20 protein-coding genes are annotated in these 16875 nt (G+C 53.4%); 10 read left to right on the top strand and 10 right to left on the bottom strand.

From position 1 onward, the window contains the following. Nucleotides 1–7: 7 nt before the first annotated feature. Complete coding sequence (locus TK_RS11060) at nucleotides 8–1579, bottom strand: hypothetical protein (RefSeq protein WP_011251151.1); 1572 nt, start codon at nucleotides 1577–1579, stop codon at nucleotides 8–10. Nucleotides 1580–1814: 235 nt separating this feature from the next. Here TK_RS11060 and TK_RS11055 point away from each other — a divergent pair, with 235 nt between their 5' ends. Both TK_RS11055 and TK_RS11050 read left to right on the top strand, forming a co-directional pair. After that, entirely contained in the window at nucleotides 1815–3161 is a 1347-nt protein-coding gene (locus TK_RS11055) for a cyclic 2,3-diphosphoglycerate synthase (protein ID WP_011251150.1), read from the top strand. A 43-nt stretch (nucleotides 3162–3204) separates the two neighbouring features. Further along, nucleotides 3205–3957, top strand: coding sequence for a hypothetical protein (locus TK_RS11050; RefSeq protein ID WP_011251149.1), 753 nt, complete (start codon nucleotides 3205–3207; stop codon nucleotides 3955–3957). A 265-nt stretch (nucleotides 3958–4222) separates the two neighbouring features. Here the strand turns inward: TK_RS11050 and TK_RS11045 are convergent, their stop codons facing one another. Then, nucleotides 4223–4636, bottom strand: a complete 414-nt coding sequence (locus tag TK_RS11045; RefSeq protein WP_011251148.1) for a secondary thiamine-phosphate synthase enzyme YjbQ — start codon at nucleotides 4634–4636, stop codon at nucleotides 4223–4225. Next, nucleotides 4633–5535, bottom strand: a complete 903-nt coding sequence (locus TK_RS11040; protein ID WP_011251147.1) for a thiamine-phosphate synthase family protein — start codon at nucleotides 5533–5535, stop codon at nucleotides 4633–4635. The genes TK_RS11045 and TK_RS11040 overlap by 4 nt, the downstream gene beginning before the upstream one ends. A gap of 116 nt (nucleotides 5536–5651) precedes the next feature. Between TK_RS11040 and pyrB the strand changes: the two genes are divergently transcribed. Both pyrB and pyrI read left to right on the top strand, forming a co-directional pair. After that, nucleotides 5652–6584 carry an aspartate carbamoyltransferase gene (gene pyrB / locus TK_RS11035; protein WP_011251146.1) on the top strand — a complete coding sequence of 311 codons (933 nt, stop codon included), beginning with the start codon at nucleotides 5652–5654 and terminating at the stop codon, nucleotides 6582–6584. Nucleotides 6585–6587: 3 nt separating this feature from the next. Beyond that, nucleotides 6588–7046, top strand: a complete 459-nt coding sequence (gene pyrI / locus TK_RS11030; RefSeq protein ID WP_011251145.1) for an aspartate carbamoyltransferase regulatory subunit — start codon at nucleotides 6588–6590, stop codon at nucleotides 7044–7046. Here pyrI and TK_RS11025 read toward each other — a convergent pair. Continuing rightward, entirely contained in the window at nucleotides 7041–7664 is a 624-nt protein-coding gene (locus TK_RS11025) for an ECF transporter S component (protein ID WP_011251144.1), read from the bottom strand. The two genes, pyrI and TK_RS11025, sit on opposite strands and share 6 nt — an antisense overlap. 96 nt (nucleotides 7665–7760) lie before the next feature. Here TK_RS11025 and TK_RS11020 point away from each other — a divergent pair, with 96 nt between their 5' ends. The 5 genes from TK_RS11020 (at nucleotide 7761) to TK_RS11870 (ending at nucleotide 10559) form a co-directional block, all read left to right on the top strand. Then, nucleotides 7761–8564: a hypothetical protein gene (locus TK_RS11020; RefSeq protein WP_011251143.1), complete on the top strand. Its 804-nt coding sequence runs from the start codon at nucleotides 7761–7763 to the stop codon at nucleotides 8562–8564. After that, the gene (locus TK_RS11015) at nucleotides 8561–9133 is read left to right on the top strand and encodes an AAA family ATPase (protein ID WP_048053782.1); all 573 of its coding nucleotides are present in this window, start codon (nucleotides 8561–8563) and stop codon (nucleotides 9131–9133) included. Before TK_RS11020 ends, TK_RS11015 begins: the two co-directional genes overlap by 4 nt. Continuing rightward, on the top strand, nucleotides 9130–9711 hold the full coding sequence (locus tag TK_RS11010; RefSeq protein ID WP_011251141.1) for a hypothetical protein: 582 nt from the start codon (nucleotides 9130–9132) through the stop codon (nucleotides 9709–9711). Before TK_RS11015 ends, TK_RS11010 begins: the two co-directional genes overlap by 4 nt. A 114-nt stretch (nucleotides 9712–9825) precedes the next feature. Next, nucleotides 9826–10134, top strand: coding sequence for an ArsR/SmtB family transcription factor (locus TK_RS11005; protein WP_011251140.1), 309 nt, complete (start codon nucleotides 9826–9828; stop codon nucleotides 10132–10134). Then, nucleotides 10131–10559 carry a hypothetical protein gene (locus TK_RS11870; RefSeq protein WP_011251139.1) on the top strand — a complete coding sequence of 143 codons (429 nt, stop codon included), beginning with the start codon at nucleotides 10131–10133 and terminating at the stop codon, nucleotides 10557–10559. Before TK_RS11005 ends, TK_RS11870 begins: the two co-directional genes overlap by 4 nt. On the opposite strand, the gene TK_RS10995 is transcribed toward TK_RS11870, so the two are convergent. Further along, nucleotides 10513–11826 (bottom strand): ArnT family glycosyltransferase, encoded by a 1314-nt coding sequence (locus TK_RS10995; RefSeq protein WP_011251138.1) that lies wholly within the window; start codon nucleotides 11824–11826, stop codon nucleotides 10513–10515. The genes TK_RS11870 and TK_RS10995 overlap by 47 nt on opposite strands. A gap of 346 nt (nucleotides 11827–12172) precedes the next feature. On the opposite strand from TK_RS10995, the gene TK_RS10990 reads away from it, so the two are divergent. Beyond that, nucleotides 12173–13231, top strand: coding sequence for a DUF835 domain-containing protein (locus tag TK_RS10990; protein ID WP_011251137.1), 1059 nt, complete (start codon nucleotides 12173–12175; stop codon nucleotides 13229–13231). A 22-nt stretch (nucleotides 13232–13253) separates the two neighbouring features. On the opposite strand, the gene TK_RS10985 is transcribed toward TK_RS10990, so the two are convergent. The 5 genes from TK_RS10985 to TK_RS10965 all read right to left on the bottom strand — a co-directional run bounded on the left by TK_RS10985 (nucleotide 13254) and on the right by TK_RS10965 (nucleotide 16717). Then, nucleotides 13254–13676, bottom strand: coding sequence for an EamA family transporter (locus TK_RS10985; protein WP_011251136.1), 423 nt, complete (start codon nucleotides 13674–13676; stop codon nucleotides 13254–13256). A 2-nt stretch (nucleotides 13677–13678) separates the two neighbouring features. Beyond that, entirely contained in the window at nucleotides 13679–15028 is a 1350-nt protein-coding gene (gene glmM, locus TK_RS10980; RefSeq protein WP_011251135.1) for a phosphoglucosamine mutase, read from the bottom strand. Between the two features lie 106 nt (nucleotides 15029–15134). Further along, the gene (locus tag TK_RS10975; RefSeq protein WP_011251134.1) at nucleotides 15135–15848 is read right to left on the bottom strand and encodes a hypothetical protein; all 714 of its coding nucleotides are present in this window, start codon (nucleotides 15846–15848) and stop codon (nucleotides 15135–15137) included. A gap of 9 nt (nucleotides 15849–15857) precedes the next feature. Continuing rightward, nucleotides 15858–16247 (bottom strand): hypothetical protein, encoded by a 390-nt coding sequence (locus TK_RS10970; protein WP_048053781.1) that lies wholly within the window; start codon nucleotides 16245–16247, stop codon nucleotides 15858–15860. A 20-nt stretch (nucleotides 16248–16267) separates the two neighbouring features. After that, nucleotides 16268–16717 carry a hypothetical protein gene (locus TK_RS10965; RefSeq protein WP_048053780.1) on the bottom strand — a complete coding sequence of 150 codons (450 nt, stop codon included), beginning with the start codon at nucleotides 16715–16717 and terminating at the stop codon, nucleotides 16268–16270. Nucleotides 16718–16875 lie beyond the last annotated feature (158 nt).

Below are 16875 nucleotides of genomic sequence, written 5' to 3'. Positions count from 1 at the left end.
AACTCCCTCAGCGCTTTATGTCTACAATCCTGCCCTCGCTTATGACCACCGTGACGTTGTCCCCCTGCTTAATGGACAGCAGCTTGAGGATAAGCTCTTCGCTCAGGTCAGCCGCGCTTATGTAGAGCGTCCTGTTGCCAACTACAAGTATCCAGTGGGTGTTGCCGTCCTTGATGTATGAGTAGAGGGCCTTTACTTCGCCGGTTATTTCCTCCGCCTGAACGACCTCTCCCCGGAGAAGGAACTCCTTAACTTCCCTCTCGTCTTCGAATATCTTTACCTCCTTGGTCTCCGCGTTGACGAAAGCTATCTTGGCAACGCCCGAGCCGCTCCGCGGAATGATCGCCACGCGCCACCAGAGCGTCCCGTCGATGAAAACGGGTATCGGCTCAACGGCCATGAACTGACTCCAGTCAAAGGTCGGAAGGGCCTTCTTCACGTAGTCTATTGCCTTCACTGGGCCCGTCAGGGGAGTTTCAAACTTGACCTGGCTCATCTCGCCCGTACGGGCATTCATAAGGTAGATTGCAGCCAAACCGTGGGCCTTTCCGTAGGGTTCAACTGCCGTCATCCAGTACTTCCCCCCATCGGTGGCCACAACCAAAAAAGGCTGTCTGTTCCCCTGGTTGCTGACATCGATGAGCTCTATCTGGTTCTCGTGGTGGGGCCAGAGGTTCTTTATGTTGGCGAAGACGCTATCCTTCCAGTAGTTCTGAGCCTCCACAACGTCCCTAACAAGGTTTTCAGGAAAGATAGGGAAGTCCTTGAGACGCTCGTCCTTGATGGCTTCTTCAGGACTTAGATCCTCAACGTTGCCGTCCTCATCAACGATGAAGACGCCGCCCCACTTTGGAACCGTGTAGAAAACTTTGAAGTCGTAGGAGATGTAAGGGACGACTATGTAGAGTTTCCCGTTGTAGTGCAGGGCCCTCGGAAGGTCTAGGTCAACGAGGTAGTGCTTCTTGTAGAGAACCCAGTTCAGGTTGTCAAAGAACTGCATCCCCGGGCCGACCTGAAGTTCTTCCTCGATGCGCTGCATCTTGGCCTGAGTCGTGCCCATATCCACGAACAGGACGCCCTTATCCTTGAGCCTGATAGAGTTCCAGGCGCCGTCGGGAACTATGTAGAAGCCCCACACAGGGGTGCCGTTCAGCATCGTCAGATGCCCGTCGCTGAGGGTGTAGCGCGCGTACTCGATCGTGTCTATGGCGTAGCGATAAGCGGTAAATTTGGGAAGGATTCTAATGTAGCTCGTGGAGAGATTGAGCTCTCCCGTTACGAGCGACGGATGGTACTCCTTGTACAAGTCCGTATTGGCGAAGGGAGACGAGAGAATTAGAGCCACTATCGAAAGGATGAACAGCCCGCCGAGGATCAGCGGAAGCGTGTAGTTTTTCCCCAGGATGTAGCGCTTTGGTTTGACAGCCATTAACGCCCCCAGGGCGAGGAACATGTAGAGTAGCGCAGGATTCCTGTAGAAGCCCATCACGAGCCCGTGGAACCATGGTCTGAAGAACCAGCCCAGGAGAAGAACTGCCAAAGCAATCGCCAACGCGGAATAATCGCGCACTCCCTTCATTGCACTCACCTCATTTTTTACTATACCCAATAGTCCACGGGGCTTATTAATCTACCTCAAGTGCGGCCCCACCAAGCCGCCTCCAGTTCTTGTTCACCGTTTCGCGAAAAGTCTTCACATCATCAATGCCCACATCGAAAAACCCTCACAGAACGCTTACACCGGTAAACAAAAACTGTTATAAATGCCAAAAACAATACACTAGCGCCAAAACGGAAATTTTGAGGTGATGCCTATGGCAGAGAAGAAAAAGAAGAGGGTTCTGATTTTGGGCGCCGCCGGAAGGGACTTCCACAACTTCAACGTGTTCTTCAGGGACAACCCCGAGTACGAGGTAGTCGCTTTCACCGCCACCCAGATTCCCGACATCGAGGGCAGGATTTACCCGCCCGAGCTCGCCGGTGAGCTCTACCCGAACGGAATTCCCATCTGGAGCGAGGACGACATGGAGAAGATCATCAAGGAGCACGACATTGACGTCGTCGTGTTCGCTTACTCCGACGTCTCCCACGAGCACGTAATGCACCTCGCCAGCAGGGCTCACTCAGCCGGAGCCGACTTCTGGCTCCTCGGGCCGAAGAGCACCATGCTCAAGTCAAGCAAGCCCGTCGTAGCGGTTACCGCCGTAAGAACCGGCTGTGGAAAGAGCCAGACCTCAAGGAAGGTCGCCCAGCTCCTCCAAGAGATGGGCTACAAGGTTGTGGCAATCAGACACCCGATGCCCTACGGCGACCTCAGGAAGCAGGTCGTTCAGCGCTTTGCGACCTTTGAGGACCTTGACAAGTACGAGTGCACCATCGAGGAGAGGGAGGAGTACGAGCCGTACATCGAGCGCGGCATGGTCGTCTACGCGGGCGTTGACTACGAGAAGATACTGAGAGAGGCCGAGAAGGAAGCCGACATAATCCTCTGGGACGGCGGAAACAACGACTTCCCGTTCTACGAGCCGGACCTCTGGATAGTCGTTACCGACCCGCACAGGCCCGGCCACGAGCTCAAGTACCACCCAGGTGAGACCAACTTCAGGGCGGCCGACGTCATAATCATCAACAAGATAGACACCGCCAACCGCGACGACATCCAGAAGGTTCGCGAGAGCATTGAGAAGGTCAACCCGAACGCGACCGTCATCGAGGCTGCTTCACCGATCTTCGTTGACAAGCCCGAGCTCATCAAGGGCAAGCGCGTTCTGGTTGTAGAAGACGGTCCGACCCTCACCCACGGCGGCATGAAGTACGGAGCGGGCTACGTTGCCGCCAAGAAGTTCGGAGCCGCTGAGATCATCGACCCGAGGCCCTACGCCGTCGGCTCTATCATCGAGACCTACAAGAAGTACCCGCACCTCGACGTTATACTCCCCGCTATGGGCTACGGCAAGAAGCAGATCAAGGAGCTTGAAGAGACCATCAACCGCGCCGATGCCGACGTCGTCATCATGGGCACTCCAGTTGACCTCCGCAGGTTCATGAACCTCAACAAGCCGGCTGTTAGGGTTAAGTACGAGCTCGAGGAGATCGGCCAGCCCAAGCTCAAGGAGGTCCTTGAGGAGTGGGCCAAGAACTGCGAGAAGCTCAAGAAGTGAACTTTTTAAGCCCCTTTTCTTTCTTATATTCGGTGGTAGCTTAATGTATGCTGCCGAACTGAAGAAGGTATTTGAAGTCCAGAGGGAAATATCGGACATCCATCCAATTTTAAAGAAGGTCTATCCGATCGTGGTCGTAAAGGGCGACGAACTGTGGATTTTTGAGCCGGACGAATCCAAGCAGACCTACAATCTCGTAAAGACAGCCAAATCCAAAACTCCCCTGCCAGAAGGCATCAGAGCCGCTTTTCCCGTTGAAGAGTACGACTACAAAATGGCCTGCGTTGTCTCTGATGACGTCTTTGAGTCCCTGAGAGGCTACGTTTCAATATTCCACGAGTTCGTGCACTGCTATCAGTTCGAGTGCTGCGAGCTCGAGCTTAAAAAGTCGCTCGAAGTGTTCCTGGAGGAGCAGGCCAAAGGCAACTACTCCTGGGAGCTGAACTATCCGTTCCCCTATGAGAAGGGGGAGTTCCAAAGGGCCTACGCCGAATTTCTCTCGGCTCTCGAAAGGGGAGACGCTGAGGGCGTAAAGAAGAGCCGCAGAGAGCTCAGAGAGCACCTAACAAAGAAGGAGTACGAATACATGGTCTGGCAGGAGTGGAAGGAAGGACTGGCGAGGTTCATAGAGAACAGGATACTCAGGAGGCTCGGACTGCCAGAGAACCACTACGGCCTCGAAAAGCCCTGGGATCGAACATTGTTCTACGAGGGTGGGGCGAGGTTCATAGACTTCCTCACGGGAGGCTCCCCTACCGACCTGAAGGGGCTCTTCAAGAGCATGATGGAGTTTTAGTTCATTTTCCAGGATTTTTCAAAACCTCTCCTCCTGATGGGCTTTTATATGTCACCTTCACTTTCGGGCGCTTTGCTGTCCACCCAAAACCTTTTATCCAAAAACGTCCAACTCCTTCTGCCCGGGGAGTGCCGCCGAAGGCGGAGCCGATGAACTTGGGCGGGTTAGTACCCCCTTTATTCTTGTGGGGCGTGTGAGAACTTGGGCTTCTCAGGGTTTATAAATGAGTGAGAACTGAAAGTTCTCAAGATTTTATAAAGTTAAGCTACTCCCCAATAACCTGCACCACAACGCGCCTGTGCCTCGGCCTCACGTCGAGCTCGACGAAGAATATCTGCTGCCACGTCCCCCTTACCAGCCTTCCATCCACCACTGGGAAGCACTCGCTCGCACCGAGCAGGCTCGCCCTCAGGTGGCTGTGGGCGTTGTCGTCTATCCTGTCGTGAAGGTAGCCCGCACCCTTCGGGATCAGCTCCTTCAGAGCCCTCTTGAAGTCCTCCAGGAGGCCGCTCTCGTGCTCGATCGTGATTATAGCCCCCGTGGCTCCGGGCACGAAGACGAGAACCTGGCCGTTCTGAACCCCGCTCTCTTCCACGATCCTCTCGACTTCATGGGTTATGTCCACCAGGTCTATCTCACCTTCCGTTGAAAAGCGCAGTTCCCTTGTAAAGACCTTCATGAAACATCACCTCTGAGAACCTCAATTAGTTTCTCGACCTTTCTCAGCACCTCAAAAGGAGTCCCCCCAAAGATGTAAACGAGCGGCTCAACGCCTTCTCCTCCTTCATCTATGATGGCGTCGTAAACTCCCTTTTCGAAGGGAGCGGCAATGGCCCTCATGGCATCTCCCTCATTCATACCGCCTGTCTTTACCTTTGCTGTCTTGAATCTCACCATTTTCAGGGCCCTTTCCACATTTTTTCCGTAGCGGATGTTTATAACGCTCCTGATCCCAGGTCTGCGCTTCATAACCTCAAGGAGAAGTCCTGCAGTGAACTTGCTCGCCCCAAACTCGGGTGGAAGAGCGAATGGTCTGCCCTTGACTAGTGTTATTCTCCCTGGTACTGAGGCGACGTCCGAGGGATTCTTAGCTCCAGGAAGGGCGTAGGCAAAGTTGCTCCTGACTTCGGGGATGAGATCGCCGAACCCTTCAAGGGCAAGGAGCTCCCTCAATGCAATCCCCAGCTCGGAGAGGACGTCCTTTTCTGGCGTTGAGGAGAAGAACTGGGAGCACACTTCGGTGCTGACTCCAGCGTAGCGGGAGTAGTGCTCGCAGAACGTTTTATCCCTGAAGAGGCCGATGATGCGTCTCGTTGTGAACAGGATAAGCTCCTCCTTCACCGCACCCTCCTCTATCAGTCTGGCAATCTCCTCGGCAAGCACATTGAGAAGTTCTTCAACTTCGCGCGGAGGTGCTTTGACTTTGCCAGAAAGGTACTTGCTCACCATCGCCTGAGTCGTTCCAAGCCAGGCCGCTATCTGAGCCTGAGTAAAGCCCTTAGAGTACAGGATTTTTGAAACTCTCGCACGAAGGTAAGGCATAAGCTCCTCCGCTATATAGACGCTTGGAACCCTCATAGCTCTCACCCTACAACCAGGTTATTCAACTGCATCAAGTTTAAATCGTTATTGTCGTCAGGTGTATGTCAAAAAAGCTTTAAAAACCCACCGATTTTTACATCGGAAGGGCACTTATGGACTGGAAAGGTCGCGACGTGATAAGCATAAGGGACTTCTCGAAGGAGGACATCGAGTTTGTTTTGAAGGTTGCCGAACGGCTTGAGGAGGAGCTGAACGAGAAGGGCTCTCTGGATTATGCCCGCGGGAAGATTCTCGCGACGCTCTTCTTCGAGCCATCAACGAGGACGAGGCTGAGCTTTGAAAGCGCGATGCACCGCCTTGGGGGTTCCGTAATTGGATTCTCCTCCGCCTCGAGCACGAGCGTCAAGAAGGGGGAGAGCCTGGCCGACACGATAAAGACCGTCGAGCAGTACAGCGACGTTATAGTTATTCGCCACCCGATGGAGGGGGCAGCGAGGTTGGCGGCAGAGGTCGCCGGGATTCCAGTCATCAACGCGGGCGACGGGAGCAACCAGCACCCGACGCAGACGCTTCTCGACCTGTACACCATCAAGAAAGCATTCGGGAAGATAGACGGGCTCACGATAGGCCTGCTCGGAGACCTGAAGTACGGGAGAACCGTCCACAGCCTCGCGGAAGCTCTGGCCTTCTACGACGTCGAGCTCTACCTGATTTCGCCGGAACTCCTGAGGATGCCGAAGCACATCGTTGATGAGCTCCGCGAGAGGGGCGTTAAGGTCTATGAGACAACTGACCTTGAGGGCGCGATTCCCAAACTCGACGTCCTCTACGTCACGAGGATACAGAGGGAGCGCTTCCCGGACGAGGAGGAGTACCTGAAGGTGAAGGGCAGCTACCAGGTGAACCTTGAAGTTCTGAAAAACGCCAAGGAAACGCTCAAGGTTATGCACCCGCTTCCAAGGGTCGACGAGATTCACCCCGAAGTGGACAAGACGAAGCACGCTCTCTACTTCAGGCAGGTGTTCTCAGGCGTGCCCGTTAGAATGGCCCTGCTTGGACTGACGCTCGGAGTTCTGGGGGTGTGAAAAATGCCAGAGAACCTTAAGATAGAGGTAATCCCCGAGGGAACCGTTATAGACCACATTCCAGCGGGCAAGTGGCTCAAGGTCATCGAGATTCTCGGGCTGACAAAGCCGAACGGAGGAACGCTCCTTATAGCATCGAACGTTCCCAGCAAGAAGCTCGGAAGAAAGGACATCGTCAAGGTTGAGGGGAGGTACCTGAGCGAGGAAGAGGTGAACAAAATAGCCCTCATAGCCCCGATGGCGACTGTGAACATCGTGAAGGACTACAAGATAATCGAGAAGTTCAACGTCGAGATACCCGACGAGATAACGGGAATCCTCAAGTGCCCGAACCCGAACTGCGTCAGCAACCATGAGTACGTTACGCCGAGATTCCACGTAGAGAGCAGAGAACCCCTCAAGCTCCGCTGCCACTACTGCGAGAGGACGATAAATGAAGACGAGATAGCCCAAAACCTATAGCTCTTTTTCTATTATTCTTTGCGGCTCAGAAGTTTCCACAACCACATGGGGAACACGTTTGAGGACTGGTACTGTAACCAGCAGGCTGATAAAGACGTCTATGACACTCTGGATGGCGTTCGGAAGGGCTATTGCAAACCAGAAGGGAACACCCGTCCAGTCTTCCACCGCCGAGATAACCTGCTCCCTGGGGAGACCCAGCCAGATGGGGAGTGCAACGTAGTAGTTGAGGGCTATCATCAGTGGGATTCTAAGGAGAATTCCAACGATGTAAGCAGCCAGCCCAAACACGAAGAGCCGTTTCTTGTCAGAATAATCGAAACCCAGTGTCCTTCTGGCAACTTCGAGGCCTACGAGAACACCGAACGTCGCCAGGGTCTTCATCATTGCACCCAGCCAGCTCGCGGAGGATACGACGCTCAGACCGAGGAAGAGCATGGCGAGGGCTATCAATCCTCCCCAGAAGCCGAGGATGAAGTAGGCAACGATGATCGGAACTGCAACGAGGTCTATTTTCATGCCCCACACTGTCGGCATCTCGACGGGCATTACGTCCAGAGCGAGGGCAAGGGCCAGCATTAGACCGATAATAGCGATTTCTTTTGAACTGATTTTCATCCCCCACCACCGTTACAAGTTTGTACCCAAATTTTTAAATTTTTGTTCCATACATAGAACAATCCGCTTATAAGCCAGGAGTCCCACCAAAGTGCGATGGAAGTTAAGGACATTGAAAAGCTTGTCAGAGAAATAAGGCGCGAACATGGCCTTCCGGACAGCCCGTTCAGGATAGATGAGGTAAGGTACGACGAAAAAAACGACAAGCTCTTCATAATTGCCCACGACAGGACGGACAAGAGCGTCATCATCGGCAACAGCCTGGTGATCGGGAAGCTGAGAGAGAGGCTGGGAGTAGGACAGGTAACGGTCTATTCGAACCTCGACCTTGAAATAAAGCGTAGAAAGCTGGAACTGGCTGAAAAAGCCGTTAAGGGAACGAAGCTTGAGTTCCTCCTACCCATAATAGAGGCCGAAAAGAGGTTTCCACCGAGAGAGTGGCCCGATGTAAGGGGGGAACTAAACACACTCATATTCCTCAGCTTCAACGCGAGGGCCCTTGTTGGTTTCGCCGAAAAGCTGGGATTACCTTACAAGGCCGTTGGGCTGAAGTACGCGTTTCCCAAGCTCAACTATGAACCCATTGAGGGAGAACCCAGAGAATTGTTCTTTCCAGACGAAGAGAAGCTCGTTAAAATTGCCAAGGGGAAGGGAGCGGAGCTGGTTCTTGCAGACTTCCCGTTCGGACTCACGTGGAGGGGTGATATAGCACTCCTGAACCCGTTCCGCTTTCTCCACATTGGCTTCTTCGAGCTGAAGTACCTCTTCGGCTTCGACTGGCCGACCATCGTGGACAAAAACGCCCTTATTGACTTTGTTGTCGGGCTAACGTATGAGGGCCTCATGGAGTCAACGGATGGTGCAAACCTGATATGGCGCGCATGGAGGCGGGGAAGATGATAATAGGCGTCGTTGGAAAGATAGCCGCCGGAAAAACGACTGTTGCAAAGTTCTTCGAGGAGAAGGGCTTCTGCAGGGTTTCCTGTAGTGACCCGCTGATAGACCTGCTCACTCACAACGTCTCCGACTACTCCTGGATCCCCGAACTGCCCAAGAAGGCCGAACCAACCCGCGACAGGCTCATCGAGTTTGGAAAGTACCTGAAGGACAAGTACGGCGGAGACATCCTCATCCGCCTGGCGGTTGACAAGAAGAGACACTGCAAAAACATCGTCATCGACGGCGTTCGCTCGCGGGAAGAAGTTGAAACGATCAAACGCCTCGGCGGAAAAGTTATCTACGTGGAGGCAAGGCCAGAGATAAGGTACGAAAGATTAAGAAAAAGAAGAGCGGAGAAGGACAGGGTCATTCAGAGCTTTGAGGACTTTTTGAAAATGGACGAAGAAGAGGAAAAGCTGTACCACACGACGAAACTGAAGGATATCGCTGACTACGTTATAGTCAACGAAGGGACTCTGGAGGAGCTGAGGGAGAAGGTTGAGGAGATAATTTCGGAGGTAATGGGATGAAACTCCTCATCATAGCTCCCTGCCTGCTCAGCCCCTTCTACGTCTATCGCGGGCCGAAGGAGAAGGAGTACGAGACGGCTAGAAGGCTGAGGGAGCTTATAGGAAGGCTCGGCGGCGAGTGGCAGGTTTTAGCTTATCCCTGTCCCGAGTACGAGCTGGTCGGCTGGCCGCGCGCTCCAGCCAGCAGGGAAGTTTACGAGAGGCTCGGCATGAGGGAAAGAGCTAAGATAATAGCGGACTTCATTGGGCGCGTTCTAACTGAAGAAAAACCGGAGAAGGTAGTCTTTGTCGGCGTTAAAGGCTCTCCCACCTGCGGCGTCTTCTACACCAGCTCCAGCAATCCGGATAAATATCCCTACAGGGCAATGCAGGAGTTTTTCTACCTGAGCAAGGAGGAAAGGCTAAAGCGCTCAAAGGAGCTGGTAAGAGAGCAGAACTTCGAGCTGAAGCTTCTCCCCGGAATACTCTTCGAAATACTGATGGCGAGGTTTCCAGAGTGGGTTTACATTGAGTTCGATAAGGACGACGCTGAGGGAAGTATCAAAAGGCTGGAGAAAGCTCTCTTCACCACTCGGTAGATGAGCAGAGGTTCGCGCAGGGGTTAAGGGCCGAATTTACAAGATAATACTAAATCTAACGTCTTTCTGGGCTTAGAAAAGCCTTTATATGCTCCCGGCCAAAGGGGTTTTGAGATGAACCCTGTAAAGCAGCTGCTCTGGTGGCTAATAGCGGGAAGTGAAGGGGGACTGAACAGGGCGAGGATAATTGCGGCACTGCTGGAGAGGCCGTCCAACGCGAGACAGCTCGCCAAAAGGCTCGGTCTGAACTACACCACGGTTCGCTATCACCTCGATATCCTCCAGAAAAACGGGCTTGTCACTTCTACGGAGAACCGCTACGGAAGGATGTACTTCCTTTCCCAGCTTCTCCTCGATAATTACTCGGAGTTTGAGGAGATCTGGGGCAGAGTTAAGACGGAAATAGGGGAGGGAGAAAAATGAGAAAGGTATTGATAGTGCTCACGGTTATCCTCATAGGTTTGATTGGGGCCTTTCTAGGCTACAGGTACGTTGGGCCTCCAGGCCCGGGTGAGGTGGAGAGGATAATCCAGAGCCCCTGCGTGATTGACCCTGCTACCGCGAGGCTCTACACGGCCATAAAGGCGGGGTTGACTTCTTTGAGTGCGGCGATCGGCATCGTGCTCCTCTGGATATACGGGAACCTCTACAGGAAGGTCCGCTCAGAGTTCACTCTCGGCCTTATGGTGGCCACCTCCGCCCTGCTCGTGTACGCCGTGACTGCCAACCCCCTCTTCCACAGGCTGGTGGGGCACACGAGGGCGATCGGCCCCGGGCCCGTCCTCGTGGTTCCCGACTTCTTCATCGCCCTGGCCCTGGCGGTGCTCCTCTACCTGGCACTGAAGTAGGCCTCCCTCCCAAGGCCCCTACTCCCGAGAGTGCGAAGCTGAAAAAGCCCGCGAGCGAGGAGATGTCAACGAGCAGTATGAAGGCGAGTAGAGTCAGGGCAACTGCCTTCCCATCTTCTCCCTCCATCAGCCTTTCTATTGCAATCCCCGCAAGGCCCGCCACCGCCGGCGCCATCGGAAGGTAGAAGCGTGTCATGAAGATGTAGAGGCCCGTTCTAAGCCACTCGTACTGGAAGTAGAGGCCAAAGTAAGCAAGGAACCAGAGGAGCAGGAGCGGCGTTATCTTACTTCTCCTGGCGATGTATGCTCCAGCAGGAAGAAGTATGAGCGACGGAAAGCCCTCGAAGAGGAGCTTCGGGTGCGTCAGGAGGTTTCTCCATATTAGACTCAGCCCTTCGCCGACTTTACCGGCTAAAATGTACTGGAAGGCGAAGTTCGTGTAGCCTATGGTCTTTGAGTAGCCAACCGTGAACGGAGACCCGAAAACCGCCCAGTTATATGCCATGAGAGCGAGTAGCATCGGGACGGAGGCTCCAACGGCAATAGCGGAATAGCGTAGCGCCCTCTTCTCGCCCTTCCGGAGAAGCCAGAGAACGTAGATGGCGAGTGCAACGTATGCCACGACGTTGGTGTACCTGACCAGCACTGATGCCCCGAGCGAGAGGCTCGAGATGATTCCCTTTTTCCAGTCCCCATCCTCAAGGCCGAGGTAGTAGAGGCCAAGGCCGATGAGCACGAGGGCCATGCTGACGAAGTCGGACATGTAAATCCTGTAGAACATAGCCAAAAAGGTGGCGTTGGAGAGGAGGATTATCGAGGAAAAGAGGGCCGTCCTCGGGCTGAAGGCCTTCGACATCATCCGGTAAAACACGATGAGCGCGAGGAGGCCGAAGAATAAGTTCACAAATCTTTCAATGCCGAGCCTGTAGAAGGCGGCGAGGATGAAAGGATACCCCGGAGCCTTTTCGAGGGCGTAGCCTGTGCCAACGCTAACGTACTGAATGGCTCTAAAGTTCCCGACGGCGAGCCCCTTCTCGATTATCTCCCTCTGGAAGTCCATAAGTTCAGAGCGGGTTATTATGAGCTTTCCCTGGGCAAAGGCCTTCATCGCCGCGTAGTAGGTCGCATCATCGGGCTCGATGAGCTTAACGGGAAGGGCCAGCACGGCGGTGAAGACGATAAGGGCCATGGCCAGAACGACTACCAAATACCTGCCTTCCGTCGTTCGGGTAAAGTATTCCCGGAGCCTTTGGAGGGCTTCTTTCATCTCGCTCACCCCACAATTTTAAAATCGGTTGTGTAGCTTGGACGATCTCTCCATACGTCCACCTAAAATTGAATGTATGACCCCAAAATAAAAGAGTTTTCCGAAATCCCACCAAAATCTTTACAAAATTAAAGATAAACGGAGGAAAACAAAAGCGCCAATGAATTCGAGTGATCCACTTCCCCCACCGCAGAATTCACCCGGACGGAAAAGACATTACAACAAGGGGGACAAGGTGAGTCTTGAGATAAGAATATTGCACAAAAGAGGACTTATTGCTACATAGATGCACAGATGCACAAATCTTATTAACGGGCACCTCATTAAATTATGACGGGAATCATTCATGAACCCCACACTACTCATCGCCGGCCAGACCCTAAGCCTCGGTGCAAAGCTCTTCACTGTGATATACCTGTGGTACTCTTACCAGAAGTCACTTAGAAAGTCAGCCCTGATTTTTGCCCTTGCGTTCCTCGCCGCCTCCCTACAGGTTCTCGGCGACCTTATCGGTATTGAATTACTTGCCATAACCATGGAAGCCCTCTTCGCCTCACTTCTCTTCTATGGGAGTCTCAGACTCCTTGATGAAGAGGGACTCTCGTTCACCGTCAGCCGCGGCTATTACGTCTCCATAACCCCCATCATCCTCACCCTTTACATGCTCGCCGCCGAGCGCTCAAGCGATCCAAACTGGCTCGCCACGGTTGGAGTTGCGTACGCGGTTTCTGGCCTCTTCGTCCTCCTTTCTGGCTTTCTGCTCGTAGGCTTGAGAAACATCTATGGAAACAGCATGAAGTACCTTGGGGTCCTGCTGATTGTGTATGGGGCACATGAGATGGACTATCCCCTCCTTCGCCCTGTTGAGTGGTTCGCACCCATAGGGTTCTCTCTGAGCGCTTTACTGACCGTTCTCATCGCCTACTTCTTCGTAAAGTTCGCAGGCCATGAGGAGTTCTTAAAGACACCCTCCGAGACCCAAAAGCCGCTGAAGGAAGTAAAGCCCGGGCTTACCATATTGTCCCCTGAGGAGTATAGAAAGATCCTGCCTGTGCTCCAAGACCGCCCGCTCCTAGCCTTCGTCCGGAACTCAAGGGATCCCCCCGAAAAATGGACTGTTTACACCATAAGCCAGGTGGAGCGCGAACGTACTGTACCTCCCACAAACCTCCCTAAAATCACAGAGATCATTAACAGATACCTCAGAGCAGCGGGAAGCGGAGGGATAGTCCTCATTGACGGCATCGAGTACATCCACATGTACAACGGCTTTGATGCGATGGCCAAATGGCTGAGCACCATCCGAGACATCGCATACCTTAACAACGGAAGCGTGATCGTGGTGACAGACAGCAGAGCTTGGAACGAGAGGGAGTGGAACCTCTTAATCAGGCTTTTGAGTTAAATTGGGACTCCAAAAACACGCATCACAGCGACACCAGCAGCGCGCCCAGAACTATCAGCAACGCCCCAACGGCCGTTTTGAAGTCTATCTTCTCTCCAAGGACGAGCCAGGTAAGGAGTACCGCGAGGGCAACGCTGGTCTTGTCTATCGCTATCACCGCGGTAGTTCTCCCTCCTTTTATCGCCATGAAGTAGAAAAGCCAGGAGAGAGCCCCCGCAAGGCCTGATAGAGTAACGAAGAGCAGGGCACGATGATCGAAGCCGGCCGTGTTTGTTTTTCCTGTGGCGAGGGAGACGAAGAGAAGAAACGCGAACATTATGAACGCCCTGATCACAGTAGCCACCGTTGAATCAACGTTCCTGAGACCGAGTTTCCCAAAGATCGGGACGAGGGCGGCGAAGAACGCCGCGAGGAGTGCGTAGATGATGTAGAGAGGGATTTTCACGTTCAGGCCTCCGAGATGGCTTTCTTAACCAGCCTCTCCGCCTTCCCCATCAGCTCCTTCGCCTTCTCTTCCTCGTGGGCCTCCAAAGTTATGCGCATTATCGGCTCGGTTCCGCTCGGGCGGAAGAGGATCCACCAGTCACCGTTTTCTATCCTAATTCCATCTATGTCTATCAGCCCCTCGTAGTCGAACGTCTTTAGTGCCTCGCGCGCTATTATCTCCATGGCTTTCGCCTTCTTCTCGTTCGGACAGGGGATTTTGGCGCGGAGCGTCACGTAGCGCGGGACTTCCTTGGCCAGCTCGCTTATCGGACCGAGTCTGTCAATCATCTCCAGAACAAGGGCCCCAGCAAAGATTCCGTCGGGGGTGAGGTTCCACTGCGGGATTATCCACGTGCCACTCGGCTCGCCGCCGAAGACGCCGCCGTGTTTTGCGAGCTCGTCGGCAACGGCCACATCACCAACGCGCGTCCTTATGACTTCTCCGCCAAGGGGTCTGAGGTAGTCGTCCAAAGCAAAGCCCGCATCAACGGTGGTAACTATTTTCCCCTTCCCGAACTTCCTCAGCATGTAGCCCGCTATGAGCGAGAGCATGACCTCGTACTCAACGAAGTTGCCCTGATCATCAACGACGCCGATCCTATCTGCGTCGCCGTCGTGGGCTATGCCGACGTCGGCTTTCATCACTCTAACGGTCTTCGCTAGGGCGGAGAGGCTCTTCGCGTTCGGCTCAAGTTCCCTGACGAAGAAGCCGCTCGGGTGGGAGTTGAGCGAGATAACCCTATTGCCCAGCTCCCGCTGGAGGTAGGGGGAGACCACCGAGCCCGCACCGTTTCCAGAATCGAGGACGACCGTGTAGGAGTTCTCAAGTTTGACGAATTTTAGCGCCGCGTTTATGTACTCCTCACTGGGGTCGGCCCTTCTAAGCGTCCCGATCTCATTCCAGGGAGCTTTTTTGAAGTTCCCTGAGTCCATTATGGACTCGAGTTCACGCTCCATCTCAGAGGTGTATGCCATTCCGTTGGCCTGCCACACCTTTATGCCGTTGTACTCCGGCGGGTTGTGAGAAGCTGTGATGGTAACGCCAGCATCGGCACCGTAGAGCTTTATCGCAAAGCCCGTGAGCGGCGTTGGCGCTAAACCTATGTCAATCACATCAACACCAGTTGAGAGAAGTCCGCTTATGACTGCTGATTTTATAACGTCGCCGCTAGTCCTGGTATCCTTCCCGATAACAACCTTTCCGCCGCCGAGGTACGTTCCAAGGGCTTTGCCGACCTTTAGAGCCAGCTCAGGTGTCAGCTTCTCATTAAAGACTTCCCTGATTCCGCTGGTTCCGAAGTACTTCCCCATGATAATCACCCATGAAAGTTATGGGGGAAAGTTCCTAGGTTCAAATATAACCTTTCCGCCCAGGTTAAACAATTCCAATGGGAGAAAAGGAACAAAGAAAACGGGATCACGGGCCAAAGGTCGTCAGCTCGATCCCGTTCGGGTCGAGGACATGGACAACGACGTCTCCGTTCAGCCTCTCCTCAAGGCCCGAGACAAGTTCCGTATAAGCATCTTTGGCCGAGTTCGCTTCGTCAGCCGTCGTGAAGGAGCTCATAGCCCTGACGTGGTATGTGGAACCGCTCTTCTCAAGGATCACATCCCAGGGCCCCTGACCAGCGAATTCGACAAGATAATCGAGAGCTTTCCGAGCCTCTTCCTCGCTCGCCACTCTGTACCATACGTTGATACCGCTCGAGGAAACGTAGCGGTATTTGCTCTCCACCTGGTAGAGTACGTTCTTTTCGTCATCGAGAATCTGGAGAAGCACCTTCTCGCCGCTGAAAACGTCCTGGGACATCTTTGACGCCAGAAAGATGAGGTAAAACTTCAGAGAATCCTCCATTTCGCTGGAGCTCGTGTAGGTGCTTGTCAATCCAACAACGTAGCCGTTATCCTTCTTTACGTAAACGTCTATCTCATTGGGGTTCAGTTCGGCGTTTATGAGGTTAATAAGCGCCTTTGCCTGATCCGTGGATACCTTTCCCGAATAGTGGACTGTAACCCCGTTTACACTGAGGGTTTTTTCACTCTCGACGTTAACGTCCGGGCTCTCGACACAGCCGCTCGTGAGCACAAACACCACGAGCAGCAGGGCCGAGAGCGCGTAAACCTTCCTCATACTCCCACCTCACTTCTTCACGAGCCTGTATATTCCAACCTTTGCAGTGTAGCTTTCGTCGGGGTTCGGTGGCGCGTAGTCAACTCTGACCACAAAGGGCTTTGCCGAGCCGTAAATCATGCTCGTACTGTCCTCGTAGGAAGAGACTACCTCGTTAGTGTCTGGATCGAGTATCTTGATGCCCTTAACGACCCCAGTTCCCCCGGCCTCTATCTTGTACGTGCCAGGTTCCAAGGTGTGCGACAGATAGAAAACATCCCCAGTCACAGTGTCGCTCTTCACTTCCACGGGGACCTTATCGTAGAAGGTCTCGTAATAGTACTGCATGCCGAACGCCGCCACGATGCCGAGCACTATCAGCAAGAAAAACCCCAGGATCAGTTTCTTAAAGAATCCCATCCTTCTCACCCCCATCACCCCTAAAACCCGAAGAGACCTCCTCCCTTGACCTTAACGCCGAGGTCGGAGAGCTTTTTCTTTATCTCCCGCTGGTTCATGCTCCCTGAGAACTTGCTCTTCTCCTTCCACCTTATCTCCATCTCCTCCTTTTTGCCCTCGTCAACGTTGCCTCCCTTGAGCTTAACCTCCTTTATTCCGTTCAGTGGAATTGAGAAGTTCTCTGGGGATTCTTTGAGAACATCCTCAGGGGACATGTCGTAGTAGCGCTCGTGCATCGTCCAGCCAGATGCAAGCCTCTTAAAGAAGCCGTCTCCTCTCTCCTTCGCTTCTTCCCTTGCCTTCTGGATCATCTCCTTCTTCACGTGGGCGACAATTATCTTCTCGTCTGTGACGACCAGGTTCACAAGGGCGCTCTTGAAGAAGCCCTTGTGGTACTCCAGGTTTGGTATTACGTAAAGGACTTTCTCCATCTCAAACACCTTCCAATTTTCTTTCCAGTCTCATCAAACAAGCCTCCGAATTAGCCTAAAGGTCAGCTTTGCAAACAAAACAAGGAGAGCTAACGCTACCAAAAGCAGGAAAAGACCCAGAAACGGGCCAAGGACGTGGAATCCAGTTGGGGGTTCCG

This window comes from Thermococcus kodakarensis KOD1, assembly GCF_000009965.1.
Taxonomy (GTDB): domain Archaea; phylum Methanobacteriota_B; class Thermococci; order Thermococcales; family Thermococcaceae; genus Thermococcus; species Thermococcus kodakarensis.
The sequence above is the reverse complement of the archived record's forward strand: the minus strand, read 5'-3'. Positions and strand labels throughout refer to the sequence as shown.

Bases quoted from the DNA above. Each gene is read 5' to 3' on its own strand.
- TK_RS11015 (WP_048053782.1), top strand. From the start codon at position 8,561: ATGATAATAGGCGTCGTTGGAAAGATAGCCGCCGGAAAAACGACTGTT.
- pyrB (WP_011251146.1), top strand. From the start codon at position 5,652: ATGGACTGGAAAGGTCGCGACGTGATAAGCATAAGGGACTTCTCGAAG.
- TK_RS11025 (WP_011251144.1), bottom strand. From the start codon at position 7,664: ATGAAAATCAGTTCAAAAGAAATCGCTATTATCGGTCTAATGCTGGCC.
- TK_RS11010 (WP_011251141.1), top strand. From the start codon at position 9,130: ATGAAACTCCTCATCATAGCTCCCTGCCTGCTCAGCCCCTTCTACGTC.
- TK_RS11055 (WP_011251150.1), top strand. From the start codon at position 1,815: ATGGCAGAGAAGAAAAAGAAGAGGGTTCTGATTTTGGGCGCCGCCGGA.
- TK_RS10975 (WP_011251134.1), bottom strand. From the start codon at position 15,848: ATGAGGAAGGTTTACGCGCTCTCGGCCCTGCTGCTCGTGGTGTTTGTG.
- TK_RS11045 (WP_011251148.1), bottom strand. From the start codon at position 4,636: ATGAAGGTCTTTACAAGGGAACTGCGCTTTTCAACGGAAGGTGAGATA.
- TK_RS10965 (WP_048053780.1), bottom strand. From the start codon at position 16,717: ATGGAGAAAGTCCTTTACGTAATACCAAACCTGGAGTACCACAAGGGC.
- TK_RS11020 (WP_011251143.1), top strand. From the start codon at position 7,761: ATGGAAGTTAAGGACATTGAAAAGCTTGTCAGAGAAATAAGGCGCGAA.
- TK_RS11005 (WP_011251140.1), top strand. From the start codon at position 9,826: ATGAACCCTGTAAAGCAGCTGCTCTGGTGGCTAATAGCGGGAAGTGAA.
- pyrI (WP_011251145.1), top strand. From the start codon at position 6,588: ATGCCAGAGAACCTTAAGATAGAGGTAATCCCCGAGGGAACCGTTATA.
- TK_RS11870 (WP_011251139.1), top strand. From the start codon at position 10,131: ATGAGAAAGGTATTGATAGTGCTCACGGTTATCCTCATAGGTTTGATT.
- TK_RS11050 (WP_011251149.1), top strand. From the start codon at position 3,205: ATGTATGCTGCCGAACTGAAGAAGGTATTTGAAGTCCAGAGGGAAATA.
- TK_RS10990 (WP_011251137.1), top strand. From the start codon at position 12,173: ATGAACCCCACACTACTCATCGCCGGCCAGACCCTAAGCCTCGGTGCA.
- TK_RS10995 (WP_011251138.1), bottom strand. From the start codon at position 11,826: ATGAAAGAAGCCCTCCAAAGGCTCCGGGAATACTTTACCCGAACGACG.
- glmM (WP_011251135.1), bottom strand. From the start codon at position 15,028: ATGGGGAAGTACTTCGGAACCAGCGGAATCAGGGAAGTCTTTAATGAG.
- TK_RS10970 (WP_048053781.1), bottom strand. From the start codon at position 16,247: ATGGGATTCTTTAAGAAACTGATCCTGGGGTTTTTCTTGCTGATAGTG.
- TK_RS11060 (WP_011251151.1), bottom strand. From the start codon at position 1,579: ATGAAGGGAGTGCGCGATTATTCCGCGTTGGCGATTGCTTTGGCAGTT.
- TK_RS11040 (WP_011251147.1), bottom strand. From the start codon at position 5,535: ATGAGGGTTCCAAGCGTCTATATAGCGGAGGAGCTTATGCCTTACCTT.